General features: G+C 59.7%; 19 protein-coding genes. 7 read left to right on the forward strand and 12 right to left on the reverse strand.

The window, feature by feature from the left end; all coding sequences use genetic code 11:
* Positions 1-57 precede the first annotated feature (57 nt).
* A complete protein-coding gene (gene cadR, locus HBH25_RS17590) occupies positions 58-504 on the forward strand; it encodes a Cd(II)/Pb(II)-responsive transcriptional regulator (RefSeq protein ID WP_168085243.1) in 447 nt (148 codons plus the stop codon).
* 232 nt (positions 505-736) lie between these two features.
* On the opposite strand, the gene HBH25_RS17595 is transcribed toward cadR, so the two are convergent.
* The 3 genes from HBH25_RS17595 to HBH25_RS17605 form a co-directional block, all read right to left on the reverse strand.
* Positions 737-1,708 (reverse strand): thymidylate synthase, encoded by a 972-nt coding sequence (locus HBH25_RS17595; protein WP_168085244.1) that lies wholly within the window; start codon positions 1,706-1,708, stop codon positions 737-739.
* Between the two features lie 44 nt (positions 1,709-1,752).
* Positions 1,753-2,562: a prolipoprotein diacylglyceryl transferase gene (lgt, locus tag HBH25_RS17600; protein ID WP_168085245.1), complete on the reverse strand. Its 810-nt coding sequence runs from the start codon at positions 2,560-2,562 to the stop codon at positions 1,753-1,755.
* Positions 2,563-2,850: 288 nt separating this feature from the next.
* Positions 2,851-3,477 (reverse strand): glutathione S-transferase family protein, encoded by a 627-nt coding sequence (locus tag HBH25_RS17605; RefSeq protein ID WP_168085246.1) that lies wholly within the window; start codon positions 3,475-3,477, stop codon positions 2,851-2,853.
* 360 nt (positions 3,478-3,837) lie between these two features.
* On the opposite strand from HBH25_RS17605, the gene HBH25_RS17610 reads away from it, so the two are divergent.
* Complete coding sequence (locus HBH25_RS17610; protein ID WP_168085247.1) at positions 3,838-4,308, forward strand: GNAT family N-acetyltransferase; 471 nt, start codon at positions 3,838-3,840, stop codon at positions 4,306-4,308.
* A gap of 102 nt (positions 4,309-4,410) precedes the next feature.
* Here HBH25_RS17610 and HBH25_RS17615 read toward each other — a convergent pair whose 3' ends face one another.
* Positions 4,411-4,968, reverse strand: a complete 558-nt coding sequence (locus HBH25_RS17615; protein ID WP_168085248.1) for a nucleotidyltransferase family protein — start codon at positions 4,966-4,968, stop codon at positions 4,411-4,413.
* 145 nt (positions 4,969-5,113) lie between these two features.
* Here HBH25_RS17615 and HBH25_RS17620 point away from each other — a divergent pair, with 145 nt between their 5' ends.
* Positions 5,114-5,860, forward strand: coding sequence for an NRDE family protein (locus HBH25_RS17620; RefSeq protein ID WP_168085249.1), 747 nt, complete (start codon positions 5,114-5,116; stop codon positions 5,858-5,860).
* A 63-nt stretch (positions 5,861-5,923) separates the two neighbouring features.
* On the opposite strand, the gene ptsP is transcribed toward HBH25_RS17620, so the two are convergent.
* The gene (gene ptsP, locus HBH25_RS17625; RefSeq protein ID WP_168085250.1) at positions 5,924-8,203 is read right to left on the reverse strand and encodes a phosphoenolpyruvate--protein phosphotransferase; all 2,280 of its coding nucleotides are present in this window, start codon (positions 8,201-8,203) and stop codon (positions 5,924-5,926) included.
* Positions 8,204-8,225: 22 nt separating this feature from the next.
* Positions 8,226-8,705, reverse strand: coding sequence for an RNA pyrophosphohydrolase (locus tag HBH25_RS17630; protein ID WP_168085251.1), 480 nt, complete (start codon positions 8,703-8,705; stop codon positions 8,226-8,228).
* Between the two features lie 140 nt (positions 8,706-8,845).
* Between HBH25_RS17630 and HBH25_RS17635 the strand changes: the two genes are divergently transcribed.
* Positions 8,846-9,502, forward strand: coding sequence for a histidinol-phosphatase (locus HBH25_RS17635; protein WP_168085252.1), 657 nt, complete (start codon positions 8,846-8,848; stop codon positions 9,500-9,502).
* Between the two features lie 82 nt (positions 9,503-9,584).
* Here the strand turns inward: HBH25_RS17635 and ilvA are convergent, their stop codons facing one another.
* Positions 9,585-11,099: a threonine ammonia-lyase, biosynthetic gene (gene ilvA, locus HBH25_RS17640; protein ID WP_168085253.1), complete on the reverse strand. Its 1,515-nt coding sequence runs from the start codon at positions 11,097-11,099 to the stop codon at positions 9,585-9,587.
* A 136-nt stretch (positions 11,100-11,235) separates the two neighbouring features.
* On the opposite strand from ilvA, the gene rpiA reads away from it, so the two are divergent.
* Positions 11,236-11,907 carry a ribose-5-phosphate isomerase RpiA gene (gene rpiA / locus HBH25_RS17645; RefSeq protein WP_168085254.1) on the forward strand — a complete coding sequence of 224 codons (672 nt, stop codon included), beginning with the start codon at positions 11,236-11,238 and terminating at the stop codon, positions 11,905-11,907.
* 2 nt (positions 11,908-11,909) lie between these two features.
* Here the strand turns inward: rpiA and HBH25_RS17650 are convergent, their stop codons facing one another.
* The 3 genes from HBH25_RS17650 to HBH25_RS17660 form a co-directional block, all read right to left on the reverse strand.
* A complete protein-coding gene (locus HBH25_RS17650; protein WP_168085343.1) occupies positions 11,910-12,824 on the reverse strand; it encodes an SdiA-regulated domain-containing protein in 915 nt (304 codons plus the stop codon).
* Positions 12,825-12,893: 69 nt separating this feature from the next.
* Positions 12,894-13,820: an SdiA-regulated domain-containing protein gene (locus HBH25_RS17655; protein ID WP_168085255.1), complete on the reverse strand. Its 927-nt coding sequence runs from the start codon at positions 13,818-13,820 to the stop codon at positions 12,894-12,896.
* 93 nt (positions 13,821-13,913) lie between these two features.
* Positions 13,914-14,579: a fumarylacetoacetate hydrolase family protein gene (locus HBH25_RS17660; protein WP_168085256.1), complete on the reverse strand. Its 666-nt coding sequence runs from the start codon at positions 14,577-14,579 to the stop codon at positions 13,914-13,916.
* Positions 14,580-14,941: 362 nt separating this feature from the next.
* On the opposite strand from HBH25_RS17660, the gene serA reads away from it, so the two are divergent.
* Positions 14,942-16,171, forward strand: coding sequence for a phosphoglycerate dehydrogenase (serA, locus tag HBH25_RS17665; protein ID WP_168085257.1), 1,230 nt, complete (start codon positions 14,942-14,944; stop codon positions 16,169-16,171).
* Between the two features lie 65 nt (positions 16,172-16,236).
* On the opposite strand, the gene HBH25_RS17670 is transcribed toward serA, so the two are convergent.
* Positions 16,237-16,860 (reverse strand): 2OG-Fe(II) oxygenase, encoded by a 624-nt coding sequence (locus HBH25_RS17670; protein ID WP_168085258.1) that lies wholly within the window; start codon positions 16,858-16,860, stop codon positions 16,237-16,239.
* A gap of 139 nt (positions 16,861-16,999) precedes the next feature.
* On the opposite strand from HBH25_RS17670, the gene HBH25_RS17675 reads away from it, so the two are divergent.
* Complete coding sequence (locus HBH25_RS17675; protein WP_168085259.1) at positions 17,000-17,734, forward strand: DUF2059 domain-containing protein; 735 nt, start codon at positions 17,000-17,002, stop codon at positions 17,732-17,734.
* A 77-nt stretch (positions 17,735-17,811) separates the two neighbouring features.
* Here the strand turns inward: HBH25_RS17675 and bipL are convergent, their stop codons facing one another.
* Positions 17,812-18,750 (reverse strand): phospholipase BipL, encoded by a 939-nt coding sequence (gene bipL, locus HBH25_RS17680; protein ID WP_168085260.1) that lies wholly within the window; start codon positions 18,748-18,750, stop codon positions 17,812-17,814.
* Positions 18,751-18,774: the final 24 nt, after the last annotated feature.

Below are 18,774 nucleotides of genomic sequence, written 5' to 3' on the forward strand. Positions count from 1 at the left end.
GTTTTGCGAAATGTCTCGAAAATGGCCCTAAAAATAGGCAAAAGTGGAGGTAAGCGTATGAAGATCGGCACCCTGGCTAAAGCCACTGATTGCCAGGTGGAAACCATTCGTTATTACGAGCGCGAACGGCTTCTGCCCGCGCCTGCGCGTACGGAAGGCAATTACCGGGAATACACCCAAGCCCATGTAGAACGGCTTACGTTTATCCGTAATTGCCGCACGCTGGACATGACCCTAGACGAAATCCGTGCCCTGCTGGCTCTTCGAGACAATGCCAGTGCCCCATGCGAAAGCGTGAATACGCTGGTGGATGAACACATCAACCACGTGCGCGCGCGTATCAATGGCTTACTGGCGCTGGAGGCGCAACTGGTCGGGCTGCGCGAACGCTGTCAGGTCAGTGATACCACTGCGCAATGCGGCATTCTAGAGCGACTTGAAGTCAGCGGCGCCGTGGAGCTGGAGGCCGAGGCTAGTCATGTGGGCCGCAGTCATGGGCATTGAGGGGGGCATGGCTGCGCGCAAGGCAGCCAGCTTATCAAGTACTTCAAGCCGTCCCATTTATCTAGGACCAGAAAGCAAAAAGCCCCGGTGATCGCACCGAGGACTAGACGCCGACCGGGATCTCCCAGTCCATTTGCGGGAATTTTATGTTTGATAACGCTTAAGCACAACGGCTACGCCTTTAGGCGCTGACTGCCCTACCGGTTTGCCTTGATCAAAACGCCTAGCGCCCTCACACCGCCATCGGCGCCGTCAGTGGCGGATGATGCTCGTACCCTTCCAGCCAAAAGTCACTCGGCTCCACCTGCTCCAGCCATTCAGGTGCATATACGCCCGTGGTGGCGTAGTCCGGTATACGGTCCGAAATCACCAGCTTCGGCGCGGGCAAGGGCTCGCGGCGCATCTGCTCGTTGAGCATGTCCAGGTGGTTCACATACACGTGGGCATCGCCTACGAAGTAGGCGAGCCAGCGTGGGGTATAGCCGGTCAGGCGGCCGAACAGCGAGAGCATGGCAGCGCCTTCGGTGATGTTGAACGGCGTACCTAAGCCCAGGTCGTTCGAGCGAATATAGAGCGTAAGGGACAGCTCGCGGGTTTGTGCGTTGGGGTGGAACTGGTACAGCAGATGGCACGGTGGCAACGCCATTTCGTCCAGTTGCGCGCAGTTCCAGCCATGGAACAGGATGCGGCGGCTGCCAGGGTCGTTGACGATGGTATCTAGGCATTGGCGCACCTGGTCGATGGCCTTGTACAGCACCACGAAGGCTTCGCCGCCCTCCTCGTCTTCAGCAATGCGGCGGTAGCCCTGCGCCAGGCAAGCGTCGATGGCTGCGCTGTTGCTCACGGCGATGCGCTTGTAGGCAGGCCATTTGCGCCACTGCACGCCGTAGATCTCGCCCAGGTCGTCCGTGCCCTGCCGGAACGGGTTGTTCAGCCATTGGCTGTTTTCGTTAGCGTTCTGGTCCCACACCTTGCACCCCAAGGCACGGAAGTCCGCCGCACTGTTAGCACCGCGCAGGAAGCCGACCATTTCCCCCACCGCCGCCTTGAATGCCAGCTTGCGGGTGGTGATGGCAGGGAAGCCCTGGGTGAGGTCGAACTTCAACATGGCGCCCGGCAGGCTGATGGTATCCACGCCCGTACGGTTGGCCTGGCGTGTGCCCTGCTGAATAACCTGAGCGACGAGATCGAGATAGTGCTTCATAAGCATCCTGAACAAAGCGGGGCCAGCAGCCCCGCTGACAAGCGTTAGGCGGTTTGCCGGGCGGCAGGGTCACGGTGGTAGGCGAACCAGATCAGGCCGAGGCCGCCGATAATCATGGGCAGGCATAGCACCTGGCCCATGGTCAGCCAGTTCCAGGCCAGGTAGCCCAACTGTGCGTCCGGCACGCGCACGAACTCCACGATGAACCGGAAAATGCCGTAGAACAGCGCAAACATGCCGGAAACTGCCATGGTGGGGCGCGGCTTGCGCGAGTAGAGCCACAGGATAGCGAACAGCGCGACGCCTTCGAGCGCGAACTGGTACAGCTGCGACGGATGGCGCGGCAACTGAGCGGGGTCGCTGAAGGCTGGGAACACCATGGCCCACGGCAGATCAGTAGGCTTGCCCCATAGCTCGGCGTTGATGAAGTTACCGATACGCCCAGCACCCAGACCCAACGGCACGAAGGGGGCGATGAAGTCCATGAGTTCGAAGAAGGTTTTGTTGTTGCGCTTGCCAAACCACCAGGTCGACAGCATCACTCCGATCAGGCCGCCATGGAAGGACATGCCCCCTTTCCACACTTCGAAGATAAGCGCCGGCTGGGCAATATAGGCAGGCAAGTCGTAGAACAGCACATAACCCAGCCGCCCACCCAGTATCACCCCCATGGCGACCCAGAAAATCAGGTCCGACAGCTTTTCGCGGTTCCAGGTGGGGTCGAAGCGGTGCAAACGGGTTGGTGCCAGCAGCCAGGCGCTGCCAATGCCCACCAGGTACATCAAGCCGTACCAGTGAATCTTCAGGGGCCCCAGGCTCAAGGCCACGGGGTCTATCTGCGGGTAAGGCAGCATGTCTCTTCCTCGATCAAAGCCAAAGCTCACGCCAAACGGCAGGGTCCGGGAACGGCCTCGTCGAGGTCCGCTACCGTGAGCGAGGGCGCATGGTAACGGATCAGGCGGTGCCCCCTCCAGTGAAGGTGACGGGAGTGTGTTGTGGTGGGGTGTATAGGGGCTGAAAGAGAGTAGCCTAGTAGGGCTACGGCCAGGAGGTGTTTTTCAGCCCGAAGCGGACAGTCGTTATGAACAATTTCTGGCTACGGACAGATGGACTTTGTTTACTTATGGCTATTGGTTATAGCGTTACGGCTGGCCCTCTCCAGAGTAGCGGACATAACCTTCCCGTTGGTTTAATCGATCCTGGTACGCACTGACTGCAGAGAACGCGGGGCGCTCGAATGGCGTCTGGAGCCAACGATTCACCGAAAGTCCAATAGCAATGTCGGCCAAGGTGAAATGTTTTCCAGTAACGAACGCACCTGTCTCTGTCAATTGCCGATCGAGAATAGCCATGGTGCCTGCCCACCGGGCCTGACCTTGGCGCAATAGATCAGGGTCCTGGTAATCCGGATTATTCCGCACTATGGAGTGAAAGACATAACTCCATGAGGGATTGAGTTCTGCGGCTTGCCAGTCAAGCCATTGGTCCACTCGTGCCCTGGTTCTTGGCTCCTGAGGGTAAAGCATGCCCTGACCGGGGCCGTTCGCGAGATAGCGTAGGATACTGTTGGACTCCCACAGAACGAAGTCATTCTCTACCAACACTGGAATCTGGGCGTTAGGATTCAGAGCCAAAAATTCAGATGCCTTGGGTGATCTAAAACCTAAGCCCCAGTCGGAATCATGCTCAAAGGGCAGCCTAAGCTCTGTGCAAGCCCATAGTACTTTCCGCACATTGATAGAAGAGGACCGCCCGAGAATCTTCCGCATTGCATTTTTCCTTGCCTATGCTGAGAAGCCCGAAGCCTAGCATTAGTCAGTATCTGGCCACGAGAGGCTGGATTTGGTTATCACCGATCCTGCCGGGAGACGGTAATGGATCGATAGCCATCCAGTTATATGCATTCGTGCATATGTGCTCTCTGGAATTTGACACTCATTTCTGAAACATCAGATGATGCTCCCATGATTACTTGCAGCCGCCTGCCCATGATACGTTCCATGATGACCTCCTTCGGCGGGCCATAGGGCGTTTCGCGCGTAAATCCAACGCACACCCAAAGCCCCACCACGAATGGTCGGGGCTTTTTCATGCTCCGGTCATGAACGAATACGACAAGGAGCGTGAGCATGTTGCAGATCCGCCCAGCCAGGTACAGCGATGCCGAGGCCGCTTTTGATATTCGGTTTCAGGCGATACGACACCAGTGTATTACTGTGTACACGTCAGAACAGGTTCAGGCCTGGACGGAGGTGCAGCTGACGGACCGGTACAGGGCCAATGTAGAGCGCCAGTACCATATTGCATGGTGGGGCGAAGTAGCGATTGCCACGGGGCTGATCGATTTACAATCTGCAGAGTTGGGTGCTCTTTTTGTACTGCCTGCGTTCATGGGGCAGGGAGTTGGCAAGTCCATGATCCAGTATCTGGAACGGCTGGCGCTTGAGGCTGGGCTTGACGAGATTCATCTGGACGCGACTCCGAATGCCACTGCGTTCTACCGCCGCTGCGGTTACCACGGAGAGGTTGCAGGTATATATACCTCACCTTCGGGCCTCCAGCTGGCATGCACGCCCATGCGCAAACGATTAGTCGGCTGAGGTTGCGAGGGGCCACACCGGGGGGTGCCCAAAAGCACGCGTCGTGCGGCCCTAGGCTATTTGCTTTAATACTCGTAAAAACCCCGCGCACTGCCCTGCTCATCAATAATCTAAGATTTTTAGGCTAGGCCAGGTAGCAAGCCAGTTTTTCGATCTGACGCGCTCTAGATAAATCGGCTTTTTTTCCAGTTGGAATCTTGCTGTTGGTCGGACAACGAGATTGAAAAGGTCATCCAACCCGAATGGAGCTGACACTTCGATTACGTCATCCACTCCAAGCCTAACCGCGACCCCTGTCGCCGTTTCGCACCAGCCCGTCATGGCGTGTGCAACGGAGCTGTAAGGCATATCGTGATTGCGTACATGCATCCGTGCCTGGTTTTTCACCGACCAGTTCAATGAAGGCGCTAAAGAGAGCAGCTGGTTCTCGATCTCAACGTCGATAGCCGAATCGGTGCGTGTTTTATCAAACCAAACCACATCGATATCGGACGGTAGCGGTGAATAGGTTCGATTGTGCTGCCTATCCCATATGGCACTGCGCACAAAACCTGCAGCTATCCAACAATCTGGAAGCCCTATAGTGCTAACGATGCGGAGCGCCTCCAACCGTACTGGATCTGCGCCTATCATGGCCTGCAATTGGCAAAGATGGTTCATACACTTACGGGCCGTATTGTGAAATCAAAGATTATCAGCCTACAAGGCTTCCGTCCCCTCTCTCACTATTAGCACCCTCTTAAATCACCCCCCGCCCCCTACCTCCCTTATGATGCCCACACACCCCTCACCCACGGAACCTCCCATGTGCCTGATTGCATTCGCGTGGCGCCCTGGCCACGCCCAGCCGCTTATCGTTGCTGCCAACCGGGACGAGTTCTACGCACGCCCCACTGCTCCCCTAGCGGCTTGGCCAGACGCGCCGGGAGTATGTGCCGGGCGGGACCTGGAAGCCGGCGGCACCTGGTTGGGTATCGGGCCAGCAGGTCGCTTTGCGGCGGTGACCAACATCCGTGGCGGTGGAAAGACGCAGGGGCAGCGGTCCAGAGGTGAGTTGTGCGCGGCGTATCTGAAAGGCGACTGCTCGCTGCAGGCCTATGCCCACACCGTGCATGCGCAGGCAGGTGAGTATGCGGGGTTCAACCTGTTGCTGGGCGACAGGCAGGCGCTGTATTACCTCAGCAGCCATACCGCACCCGAGGCCCTGGGTGAAGGGGTATATGGGCTGTCCAACGCTGGCCTGAACACGCCTTGGTCCAAATTACTGAAGGCTCGTGCGGCCTTGGCAGACCATTTGGCTGATACGCCGGACACGTGGTTCGACATGCTCGCTAACCCTGAACTTGCCGCGGATGCCGACCTTCCGCAGACGGGCGTGGGGCTTGTGACAGAGCGGTTACTATCGAGCATATTCATTGCCAATGAAACGTACGGCACACGGGCCAGTACTGTGCTGGTTACCCAGGCTGATGGCGCGAGAACCCTGATCGAGCGTAGCTTTGGGCCTGGGGGCAGGCCATTGGGGGAAGTGAAACGGGTGGTTCCGGCCTAACCTGGATACGGCTCAGGTGGGTTGTTCACGGGCTTTGCCCGGTGCCACAGCCTCCAATGCGTGTCAGAGGCTTTTTGGGGCAGCCGGGTTGATCATCCGTGCCAGGCCCTGGTTTTTCAGGGCCAGTTGCAACGTACTGTGCACCAGTTGTGGGTTGTCGATTTTCATCAATTGGGCCAGCAGCTCGCAGGATTTTTCATGGCTAACCTGGCGCAGCATCCATTTCACCTTGGGCAGGTTGGTGGCGTTCATGGACAGGCTGTCATACCCCATGGCCATCAGCAGCACAGCAGCAGCAGGGTCGCCGGCCATTTCTCCGCAGATGCTTACGGGCTTGCCCTCGGCATGGGCCTCGGTCACTACATGCTGCAGGGCCATCAGTACGGCCGGGTGCAGGTAGTCATAGAGGTCGGCTACACGCGGGTTGTTGCGGTCCACCGCTAGCAGGTACTGGGTCAGGTCGTTCGAACCTACGGAGAGGAAGTCCACCTGGCGTGCCAAGTCCCGGGTCTGGTACACGGCAGCAGGGATTTCCACCATCACGCCAATCGGCGGCATCGGCACGTCGGTGCCTTCGTCGCGCACCTCGCCCCAGGCCCGATGCAGCAGGTGCAGGGCCTCTTCAAGTTCATGGGTGCCGGAAATCATCGGCAGCAGGATGCGCAGGTTGTCCAGGCCTTCGCTGGCCTTGAGCATTGCCCGTGCCTGCACCAGGAAAATCTCCGGGTGGTCGAGCGTGACCCGAATGCCGCGCCAGCCCAGGAAGGGGTTTTCTTCCTTGATGGGGAAGTAGGACAAGGCCTTGTCGCCGCCGATATCCAGGCTGCGCATGGTGACGGGCAGGGGGTGGAAGGCAGCCAGTTGCTCGCGGTAGATTGCCGTCTGCTCTTTCTCGGACGGGAAGCGCTGGTTAATCATGAATGGCACTTCGGTGCGGTACAGGCCTACACCTTCGGCGCCACGCTGTTGGGCACGGGCCACGTCGGCCAGCAGGCCGGTGTTGACCCACAGCGGCATACGGTGACCATCCAGGGTTACGCAAGGCAGCTCACGCAGCGCGTCCAGGCCCTTGGCCAGTTCGCGCTCTTCTTCGACCACGGCAGCGTATTGCTTGGTCAGGATGTCGCTGGGGTTAGTGAAGACCTCGCCATGGTAGCCATCGACGATCATCTTGATGCCGTCGACCTTCGAGTACGGTAGGTCTACCAGGCCCATGACCGTAGGAATGCCCATGGCACGCGCCAGGATCGCCACGTGGGAGTTGCCAGAGCCCATCACAGAGATAAGGCCCACCAGCTTGCCTTCGGGCACCTCCCCCAACATGGCAGGCGACAGCTCTTCACTCACCAGAATGGTGTTGTCCGGGTACACCAGGGTTTGCTGCCGCTCCTGCTGCAGGTAGGCCAGCAGGCGGCGGCCAAGGTCTTTCACATCCGAGGCGCGCTCGCGCAGGTAAGCGTCGTCCATCAGCTCAAAGCGGTTCACATGCTCGGTGACCACCTGGCGCAGCGCGCCCTGGGCCCACTGGCCGGTCTTGATCACGTTGCGCACTTCACTGCCCAGCGAGGCGTCGTCCAGCATCATCAGGTACACATCGAACAAAGCACGCTCTTCTGGCCGAAGCTGGGTTGCCAGCTTTGCCGAGAGGGTGCGCATGTCGTTGCGCACGCCTTCGAGGGCCGTTTCGAACAGCTGTATTTCGGCCTGGATGTCCGTAACGGTACGGTCTGGTACCACCTCCAGGTCTGCCGGAGGCAATACCACTACCGCTGTGCCCACGGCAGCGCCTGGTGAGCCGGGAACGCCTACGAAACGGGCCTCCTGCGTGCCCTTGCCCTGGCGGCCCAGCCCACGAATAGAGCCTGTGGCTTCGGCATGGGCGATAACGCCGGCCAATTGGGCACTCATGGTCACCAGGAAGGCCTCTTCGCCTTCATCGAACTGGCGGCGTTCCTTTTGCTGGATCACCAACACACCCACCACGCGACGGTGGTGGATGATGGGCGCACCCAGGAACGAGGCATAGCGCTCTTCGCCCGTTTCGGCGAAGTAGCGATAGCGAGGGTGGTCTGCTGCGTTTTCGAGGTTCAGGGGTTCTTCGCGCGTGCCAACCAGGCCGACCAAGCCTTCGTTGGGGGCCATGCTCACGCGACCAATGGAGCGCTTGTTCAAGCCCTCGGTGGCCATCAGTACGAAACGGTTGGATTCCGGGTCCAGCAGGTACACCGAGCACACTTGGCTGCTCATGGCTTCCTGCACGCGGATGACAATGATCCCCAACGCCGTTTTGAGATCTTTGGCGGAGTTTACTTCCTGAACGATCTTGCGCAGCGTATTGAGCATGGCTCGGGGTCGAACTCCGTCGTCAGTCGCGCGATAACAGGCGTGGGGCCAATTCTTTCAAGGCCCGACGGTACACTTCCCGTTTGAAAGTGACCACCTGGCCCAGGGGGTACCAATAGCTGACCCAACGCCAGCCATCGAATTCCGGTTTTCCGGTCAGGTCCATCCTTACACGCTGTTCATTGGACACCAGCCGCAGCAGGAACCATTTCTGCTTCTGCCCGATGCATAGGGGCTGGCTGTGGGTACGAACCAGCCGCTGTGGCAGACGGTAGCGCAGCCAGCCGCGGGTGCAGGCGAGGATTTCCACGTCCTGACGCTCAAGGCCGACTTCTTCGTTCAGCTCGCGATACAAAGCCTGCTCGGGCGATTCCTCGGGGTTGATGCCCCCCTGGGGAAACTGCCAGGCGTCCTGATTGATCCGGCGCGCCCATAGCACCTGGCCAGCATCATTGGTAAGGATGATGCCAACATTGGGGCGGAATCCATCGGGGTCGATCACGGCAGCAACCTCGCAAACGCATGTTCGGGCATTGTTCCACAAAGCCCGGCAGAGCGGCAACGAGGCGTGCAGCCTTATGTGCAGCATTCATAAAAGGCCGTATTCTGTGGGCCATTTCTGCCATTAATGCGAGCCAATTCATGCGCCTGGCCCTGTTCGACCTTGATAACACGCTGCTTGGCGGCGACAGCGACCATGCCTGGGGTGATTACCTGTGCGCAAAAGGCATACTGGACCCGGTCGCCTACAAGCAGCGTAACGATGAGTTTTACCAGGATTACCTGGCAGGCAAGCTGGACCTGCAGGCCTACCTGAGCTTCAGCCTGGAGATTCTGGCGGTTACCGAGCCGGCACAACTCAAGCAGTGGCATGACGCATTCATGCGCGAATGCATTGAGCCCATCATTTTGCCAAAGGCCCTGGCGCTGCTGGAAGAGCATCGTGCAGCGGGCGACAGGCTGGTGATCATTACGGCCACCAATCGCTTTGTTACTGGCCCTATTGCCGCGCGCCTAGGTGTTGAAACCCTGCTGGCCACAGAATGCGAAATGAACGGTGATCGCTACACGGGCCGCAGCACAGACGTGCCCTGCTTCCGTGAAGGCAAGGTCACACGCCTGGAACGCTGGCTGGGCGAAAACGGCCTTAACCTGGAAGGCAGCTATTTCTATAGCGACTCGATGAACGACATGCCCTTGCTTGAGCGTGTAGCGCACCCCGTTGCCGTGGACCCGGACCCTGTGCTGCATGGCGAGGCCATGCGCCGGGGCTGGAAAGTTATTTCACTGCGCGAGTAAGTGCCTTCCCTGTAGCAGGCACCGCAGCATGGTAGCCGCCCAGGTTCGCCCGCTACGCGCGGGCTCCCCCAAAAGGCAGGTGCTACCCGAGGAACAGCTGGTAGGCCGGGTTGTCGGTTTCGTCCCAGAAGGGATAGGCGATCTCTTCGAGTGCAGCGATGACTTCGGGCCGCTCAGCCTCTGGAACCTGCAGGCCTGCCACTACACGGCCATCTGCCGAGCCGTGATTGCGGTAATGGAACATCGAGATGTTCCAACGCCCCCCCAGCTTGTTCAGGAAGTTGAACAGCGCACCTGGCCGCTCTGGGAATTCGAACCGTAACACCATCTCGTCGCTCACCTTCACCGCATGCCCACCCACCATGTGGCGTATGTGCAGCTTGGCCAGCTCGTTATCCGTCAAATCCTGTACGGGGAACCCCTGGTCGGTGAGGTTGGCGATCAAGGCTGAGCGGGGATCGCTGACGGGGTGTGTCTGCACGCCCACGAATATGTGCGCCTCGTGCCCACTGTGGTAGCGATAGTTGAATTCCGTGATCTGCCGCTTGCCCACCGCTTCGCAGAAGGCTTTGAAACTGCCAGGCTGTTCAGGAATGGTGACGGCGATAATGGCTTCGCGCCCTTCGCCTAGCTCTGCCCGCTCAGCCACATGCCGCAACCGGTCGAAATTGACATTGGCGCCTGAGTCGATGGCAATCAGCGTCTGCCCGGTGATACCTCGGCTTTCCACGTATTTCTTGATGCCTGCAACACCCAGCGCACCGGCAGGCTCAGTGATGGAGCGCGTGTCGTCGAAAATGTCCTTGATGGCCGCGCAGATCTCGTCGCTGCTTACCGTGATCACTTCGTCCACGTAATGCTGGCAGATGTCGAAGGTGTGCTTGCCGATCTGCGCCACCGCCACGCCATCGGCAAACAGGCCCACTTGGGACAGTACCACCCGCTCTCCCGCAGCCATGGCCGCTTGCAGGCAGTTGGAGTCGTCCGGCTCCACGCCGATGATCCGCACTTCAGGCCGCAGGTATTTCACATACGCCGCGATACCGGCGATCAGCCCGCCGCCACCGACCGGCACGAAGATGGCGTCCAGCGGCCCGCGGTGCTGACGAAGGATCTCCATGGCCACCGTACCCTGGCCGGCGATTGTGTCAGGGTCGTCATACGGGTGAACGTACACGTAGCCCTGCTCTTCCACCAGTTTGAGGGACCAAGCCAGTGCCTCGGGGAAGGAATCGCCTTGCAGCACGACTGTGGCGCCACGCGAGCGCACCCCTTCGATTTTGATTTCTGGGGTGGTGGTCGGCATCACGATCACCGCCTTCACGCCCATTTCGCGCGCAGCCAGTGCCAGGCCCTGGGCATGGTTGCCCGCCGAAGCGGTCACTACGCCACGGCTGCGCTCCGCGTCGGTCAAGTGAGACAGCTTGTTGTAGGCGCCCCGGATCTTGAAAGAGAACACCGGCTGCAAGTCTTCGCGCTTGAGCAATACCTGGTTTTGCAGCCGCCGCGACAGTTGGTTGGCGGGCTGCAAGGGGGTTTCGACGGCCACGTCGTAAACGCGCGAGGTGAGAATCTTTTTTACGTACTGTTCGAGCATGGGCGCACAGGTCACTGCTGAGAGGTACAGGGCTTGTGAGTCTAACCCAGCGTTCTGTGCCGCCACCACACTCGGAGGCTATCGATGGCTATAATGCTGCCCCTTCTTGAACACCAGCCGCTTGCGGAGCCCTAGTATGACCCAGGATCAACTCAAACAGGCCGTGGCCCAGGCGGCCGTCGATCATATTCTGCCCGGCCTGAACGACAAGAGCATCGTTGGCGTAGGCACCGGGTCGACTGCAAACCTGTTCATCGACGCCCTGGCCCGCCACAAGGGTGCCTTCGATGGTGCAGTCGCCAGCTCCGATGCCACCGCCGCACGCCTCAAGGGCCATGGCATTCCCGTGTATGACCTCAATGCAGCAGGCGAGCTGGAGTTCTACGTGGACGGCACCGATGAAAGCGACGAGCGCCTGCACCTGATCAAGGGCGGCGGCGCGGCACTCACGCGGGAAAAGATCGTGGCGGCGGTGGCCCGGCAGTTCATCTGTATTGCCGATGCCAGCAAGCTGGTCCCTGTGCTGGGGCAGTTTCCGCTACCCGTCGAAGTGGTGCCCATGGCTCGCAGCCACGTGGCCCGCGAGCTGGTAAGGCTGGGAGGCGACCCGGTGTACCGGGACGGCGTGCTGACAGATAACGGCAATATCATCCTTGACGTACACAACCTCCACATCACCGACCCCGTGGCGCTGGAAGCCAGCATCAACCAGATCGTGGGTGTGGTAACCAACGGCCTGTTCGCCGCGCGCCCTGCCGACCTGCTGCTGCTAGGTACTGCCGAGGGTGTGAAGCGGTATACCCGCTGAGCCTAGTGGGGGGGCTGCGGCTGCGGCTCAAAGCGATAGAACAGATTCGGCTCGCTCACGATATATAAAGTGCCCTCGGCATCCATGGCGATACCTTCGGCTTGGGGCACATTGCGCTTCAAGCCGGCCGCCCCCGCGACCAGCGACAGGCTGGCCACCGGCTTGCCGTCGGCGTTGAGCTCGACCAGCACCCGCGACTCGTCGGAGACCACCATCAGGTGCCCCGTACGGGGGTCGAACTGCAGGCTAGACAGGTCTTTCACGAACATGGCCCGGTCCCGCTCCGGGTTTTCCGCGATGCTGACGGCAACAGGCCCCGCCCCGCCCATGGGGAACCCACTGACTTCATAGATGCGCACCGGGTCGCGCTCCTTGGCCACGAACAGGCGTTTGCTGGCGCCGTCATAGGCCAGGCCCTCGAAACCTTTGTTGCCATTGAGGCCTAACCCCAATGAAAGATGGTGCGCATCGGCTGCATTCAGACGCTGGGTGTGATCGTCCACTTCCACCTGCACCAGCCGCTGCTGCCGCTCACCACTGAGCACATAAGTGCCAGGGGCGATGTATTCCACCGCTTCAGGGTCATCGAGCCCTTCAAGCGGGATGCGCCGCAACACCTCGCCTTCCAGCGAAAGCTCTATCAGCTCTGGCTGCTTATTGGTGACGGTAAAGAGGGTGTTACGGTCCGGGTCATAGGTCAGCGCCGAAATATTGTCCAGGCCTGCCAAGGGCAGGGCCTCGAGCGTAACCCGGTAATGGTCAAGCCCTATGGCAGACGTATCGGAAGAAAACCACCGGCTCACCTCGAACCAGAGCCGAGCAGGCAAAGGGGACCGGTAGGCCAGGCTGGCGCCTACCACTAACACAGCAAAGAACAGACAAAAACGCACAGGGCGAGCAGACAATAGCGAGAGCATGGAGGTATCGTTCAGGAAGAAACCTGCCGATAGAACCATATTTCCCTGAAGCGCGACTTAAGCGCAGGCCTATTTTTTCTTGAAGGCGTAGAACAGGTTAGGTTCACTGACCATGTACAGCGTGCCCTGCTCGTCCAGCGCAACACCCTCGGCACGGGGGATGGTGTTCTTGATGCCATTGAAACCGCCGAGCAAGGCCATGAAGCTAACCGGCTTGCCTTCTGGGTTGGCCTCCATCAGCAGGTGCGAATCGGCTGAAAGCAGCAACAGGTTGCCCGTACGAGGGTCGATATCCATGGCCGACAAGTTGCGCATGTCCAAGGCATCGCTAGCGACGGGCTGCTTGTCTACGGCAAAACGGCCGTTGTCTGCCTCCTTGAGGCTGAACAGCTCCAGCGGGCGCTCCTGCCCCAACAACAGCCGCTGGTGCTTGGCATCCCAGGTAATGCCTTCGAACCCTTTGTTCTGGTTCGGGGACGTGCCCAGGTCCACGGCCGGAAACGCTTGGTAGTTCAGGATTGTTGTCTCTGGCTGTACGGTAACCACCACCAGGGTATGCAGGCGCTCATCCGTGATTGCCAGGCGCCCTTCACCCAGCATGGCCACACCCTCCGGGTTGGCCCAGCCCACAAGGGGGATTTTGCGCAGCACATCCCCTTGCAGGCTCAGTTGAACCAGAAACGGATGTTTACCCATCACCGCGTACAGGGTACGGCTGACGGGGTCATAGGTCAGGTCCGAGGCTTCGTCGTCTTCCATGCCAGAAAGCGGCTTGGCATCGATGATGGCGCGGTAACCCGGCAGCCAGACCGCTTGTGCCTGCTCGGCCGGGGAGGTGAAGTACTCCTTGAACCACAGCACCGCGCGATCGTCCCAGTGCAACACGGCCGCGACCACGTAGGCCACTATCAGCACCAAGGCGCTTAGCAATAACCGCCGGCGGTTGGGCGAGCGCCGGCTACCAAGTGCGTTGGGCGAAGTGGCAGTGCTGGACATAAGCGTTACCTGCGGTCGGGTGCGGAATGCTGGCGTATTATCCGTACCCGATGTGAAAAAATCGGGAAACCCGACCGCTTCGAACTCAACGCTTCAGAGCACTCGGGTTTCGACGCGAGTGGTGCCTGGCAACTCGATCACCAGTTCATCACCGCTCTCCAACGGGCCAACGCCTACGGGTGTACCGGTGAGCACCACATCACCCGCTTGCAGCGAGAATTGGGCCGCCATGTGCTGGATCATCGGCACGATGGCATTGAGCATCAACCCGCTGTTACCGTCCTGCCGAACCTCACCGTTTAGGGTAAGGCGCACAGGAATGTCGGCCAGGTCCGGGAACTGGCTGGCAGGGACGAAAGGCGACAGCACACAAGCACCGTCGAATGACTTGGCGATTTCCCAAGGCAGGCCTTTTTCCTTCAGTTTCGCCTGCACGTCACGCAGCGTAAGGTCCAGGGCTGGTGCGAAACCGGAAATAGCGTCTCGCACTTCTTCCTCGCTGGGCTGGTTGGACAGCGGCTTGCCCAGCAACACGGCAATTTCGGTTTCATAATGGACCGACCCACGGCCTTCGGGGATCTTGAACCCGCCCTCGGCAGGCACAACGCAACTGCCCGGCTTGATGAACAACAAAGGCTCGGTGGGCACCGGGTTGTTCAGCTCTGCGGCATGCTCGGCATAATTGCGACCAATGCACACCACTTTCCCCAATGGAAAATGAATGTGGGTGCCGTCGGTGTACTGGTGCTGGTAGTTCATGATCGACCCCTTAGGTTCTGTCTGAAATATATCTGTGCTCGGTGATGCTGCGTTGAAAGCAGGCTCGGAATGCTCATTTACAACCAGTAAACCCGAGTGCGGGCCCAGTCCGCTTCCTCGCCTGCTTTCGCCTTGCCTGACCTTCGCACAAACATATTTCAGACGGAACCTAGTAACACTCAAGCAGATAAGCGAACCCGTAATTCTCTCATACGCTGCCTGAGGCATCTTCACGTCTGAGCGCGGGCGTCAAGGAAGGCGAACATGCTAGCATAAGCCCCCGCTGCAGGGCTGCTCAGGTGCAGCGCGAACGTAGCGGTCGTTCTTCTCCCCGCCATTTTTTCGGAACCAGGTTTAAGCAGATGAGCAAGACTTCTCTCGACAAGAGCAAGATCAAGTTCCTTCTTCTCGAAGGCGTACACCAGACTGCCGTGGACACGCTCAAGGCGGCCGGTTACACCAACATCGAGTACCACGCCAGCTCCCTGCCCGAAGCGGACCTCAAGGCCAAGATCGCCGATGCCCATTTCATCGGTATTCGTTCGCGTACGCACCTGACCGAAGAGCTGTTCGACTGTGCGAAAAAACTGGTAGCGGTCGGCTGCTTCTGCATCGGAACCAACCAGGTCGACCTCAACGCTGCCCGTGAACGGGGTATTGCCGTCTTCAACGCGCCCTACTCCAACACCCGTTCAGTGGCCGAGCTAGTACTGGCCGAGGCCATTCTGCTGCTACGGGGCATTCCTGAAAAGAACGCCTCCTGCCACCGCGGTGGCTGGATCAAGAGCGCCGCGAACTCGTTCGAGATCCGTGGCAAGAAGCTCGGCATCGTCGGCTATGGTTCGATCGGTACGCAGCTGTCCGTACTGGCCGAGGGCCTGGGCATGCAGGTGTTTTTCTATGACCCGCTGACCAAGCTGCCGCTGGGCAACGCTACACAGGTGCCTACGCTCAAGGAGCTGCTGGGCCTGGCAGACATCGTGTCGCTGCATGTGCCTGAGTTGCCGTCCACCAAGTGGATGATTGGCGAAGAAGAAATCCGCGCCATGAAAAAAGGCGGCATCCTGATCAACGCAGCCCGTGGCACCGTGGTGCGCCTGGAAGCCCTGGCCGAAGCGATCAAAGACAAGCACCTGATCGGCGCAGCCATCGACGTGTTCCCGGTGGAGCCGCGCTCCAACGAAGACATTTTCGAGAGCCCTCTGCGTGGCCTGGACAATGTGATCCTCACCCCGCATATCGGTGGTTCCACCGCCGAAGCCCAAGCCAACATCGGGCTGGAAGTGGCAGAAAAGCTGGTCAAGTACAGCGACAACGGTACTTCCGTATCGTCGGTCAACTTCCCTGAAGTGGCTTTGCCGGCTCACCCTGGCAAGCATCGCCTGTTGCACATCCACGAGAACATTCCAGGCGTGCTGAGCGAGATCAACAAGGTGTTCGCGGAGAACGGCATCAACATTTCCGGCCAGTTTCTGCAAACCAACGAGAAGGTTGGCTATGTCGTCATTGACGTGGACGCCGAATACTCGGACCTGGCACAGGCCAAGTTACAGCACATTAACGGCACCATTCGCTGCCGCGTATTGTTCTGATGGCATGGGCCGCCCTGAAGGGGGCGGCGCACGCTACAACGTGAGCATGTGAGTTCCACTGTGCCTCACAAAGGCAGCTCGCCCCGGCGGCGCAACCAGCCGGTCAGCGAGCGCCGCTCCCGCATGGCCGGCATCACTTCATGGGGAACCTGCCCCGACATGAAGGCCACGAACGCTCCCCCCGTAGGCACCACGTCATGTACTCGCTGATCAGGCAGGTACAGCCGCAGCTGGCCGCCGTCTTCGGGTAACCAGGCGTCATTCAAATACAGAACGGTGGACACCACGCGTCGGTCGTCGTCGTTGAAGCGGTCCAGGTGGCGCGTGTAATAGCCACCCTGTGGGTAGCACGCAAAGTGCCCCTCAAAATCCTCCAGCCCCAGGTAAAGGGACTGGTTCAAGCTCTGCCGCAAGCAATCCATCAGTGTGAGCCAGCTGTCGACGGGCGCAGACTGCCCTGGCTCCACCCAGTCGATAGCATCGCCGCGGATACCTTCGCGAACCTGAGCGCCGATGCCACGCCCTGTCGCTGCAGGCGTAAGCAGCCCATCGGCCGCCCGGCGCTGGCAATCCGTGGCCAAGGCCTGGGTCAGTGCCGGCGGAAGGAAAATAGTGTGATGCGACCAGCCATGATCGGCGAGGTCGGAAGCGATACGCGTGAACAACGGGTGATCGAGGGCTATTTTCATCGACACATGTTAGCGATACGCCCGTGAAACAAACAGCACCTACGAAGCGCAGGCCGAGTTTCATCGGCTACTGCCTTGCCTCTCTCGACAAAGGCCGCCCTTGACACAGACAATAGTGCCCTGCCGACAGGAGTCCTTCATGCGTCGTTTTCTTTTCGTTGTGTTGATGTTCTGCGCCTTGCCGGCGTGGGCAGACCTCCACGACGCGCTTTACAAGGCTGCCGGCTGGCCAGAACAACGTGTTCATTTCACCGATGCGCTCCAGGCGGCTCAGCAACGCTACCAGAACAGCCTTCCACCGGCTGTGTTCCAAGCCTTGGTGAACAACAGCAACCAACGCTTTTCAGCTCAGGCCGTTGACCAACGTGCTGAAGGCAGCTTGCACCAGGCACTGGCAAACCCTCAACCCGCCTTGACGTTCTTCCAGTCCCCACTGGGCCGCAAAATAGTGGCTGCCGAGTTGTTGGCTACCCGCCCGGACCAACTGGCGCGCAACGCGCAAGGCTTGCCGAAAATGCAGGCCAGCGATACTCGCCAGTTGCTCATTGGCCACCTTGCTCGCGCCTTGCCTGCGCGTGAAGCAGGCGCCGAAGTGAGCCTGGCGATTGCAGGCGTAGCGGCCGACAGCCTTAGCTCGATGATTCCGGGGCTACTAGGGGGCGCATCGGCCCAAAGCATGCTCAATGGCCAACGTGAACGGCTGATGCAGCAGATTGGCACAGACCTGGACAACACCCTGCTGTACGTCTACCGAGGCCTTAGTGACCCGGAGCTGGAGGAGTTCGTAAACTTTGCCGAATCGCCGGAGGGGCATGCGTATTACCAGGCCGCACTGGCGGCGGTAAAGGCGGGGTTGGCGGTCGGGGCGCGGTAGCAGCAATACGATGCCGGTGGGACCAGGCGTAGCTAACGGCGGAACCCTGGAACCTGACGCGTATGCCGTTACGCCGGTTACAGATACCGCTCCAGAAACGGCAGGTATTGCGCCCGAATATAGTCTGCCTCGTTGGCCAAATGGTGTCGGGCCGGAGGCAGGCGTAGCACTTCGGGCTGCTTGAACTTGCGCTCCAGCACCCGCAGGTTGTGCCGCCAGTCCACTGTCATGTCCTGCTCGCCCTGCACGATCAATGGTGTAAGGGTGCACGCAGGCGCCGCTTCGATCCGGCGTACCCACTCCACCAGCGCACCTACCCACGCAGTTGGCAACCTCAAAGGCTGCAGAGGGTCTGCCTGCAGAAAGGGCAAAAAGGCTGGGTCATTGCTATTTTCGCTGAAGCGCCGGGCAATACCGTCTACAAAAGGGCTAAGCACGTGATAGCTCAAACGGGACCAGCCCCAGGCCCGCGGGCGAACCAGAGGCGCCAGCAACATGAGGCGACCGTCTACAGGGCTGCTACTACCTTTGTGCAGCGCATGGTCGATCAGGATCGCACCCCCGGTGCTTTGCCCTAATGCATGCCAGGGCCGTGGCAGGCCCAGGGCTTGAGCCTGAGCAAACAGCCCGTCAAGGGTAGACTGGTAATGGCCAAAGTGTCGGATACTGGCGCGTGGCCCACTGGACAGCCCATGCCCTGGCAGGTCGCATGACACCACCGCCAGCCCGCAGCCCAAGGCCCAGGCAATCACATGGCGGAACAAGCCCATGTGATCGTAGAACCCGTGCAACAGAAACAGCGTGCCCCGTGGCTGACGAGGTAGCCATACCTGGCACACCAGCTCGAACCCCTCAGCTTCAAAACGCCCCAGAAGCGTATCGAACCGCACGGCACAGCCGGGCAGGTCCAGGCCGTAGAAACGCTGATACGCTGCGCCTTGCTGGCAAGGCGTACAGGTTTCGTTGAGAGAAGAAAGGCTGGCGCGCAGCCGATCAGGATGGAAGGTCGCAGTCATCAGGGTCACCCGGTTGTACGGGCA

This window comes from Pseudomonas quercus (assembly GCF_012033695.1).
GTDB lineage: Bacteria > Pseudomonadota > Gammaproteobacteria > Pseudomonadales > Pseudomonadaceae > Aquipseudomonas > Aquipseudomonas quercus.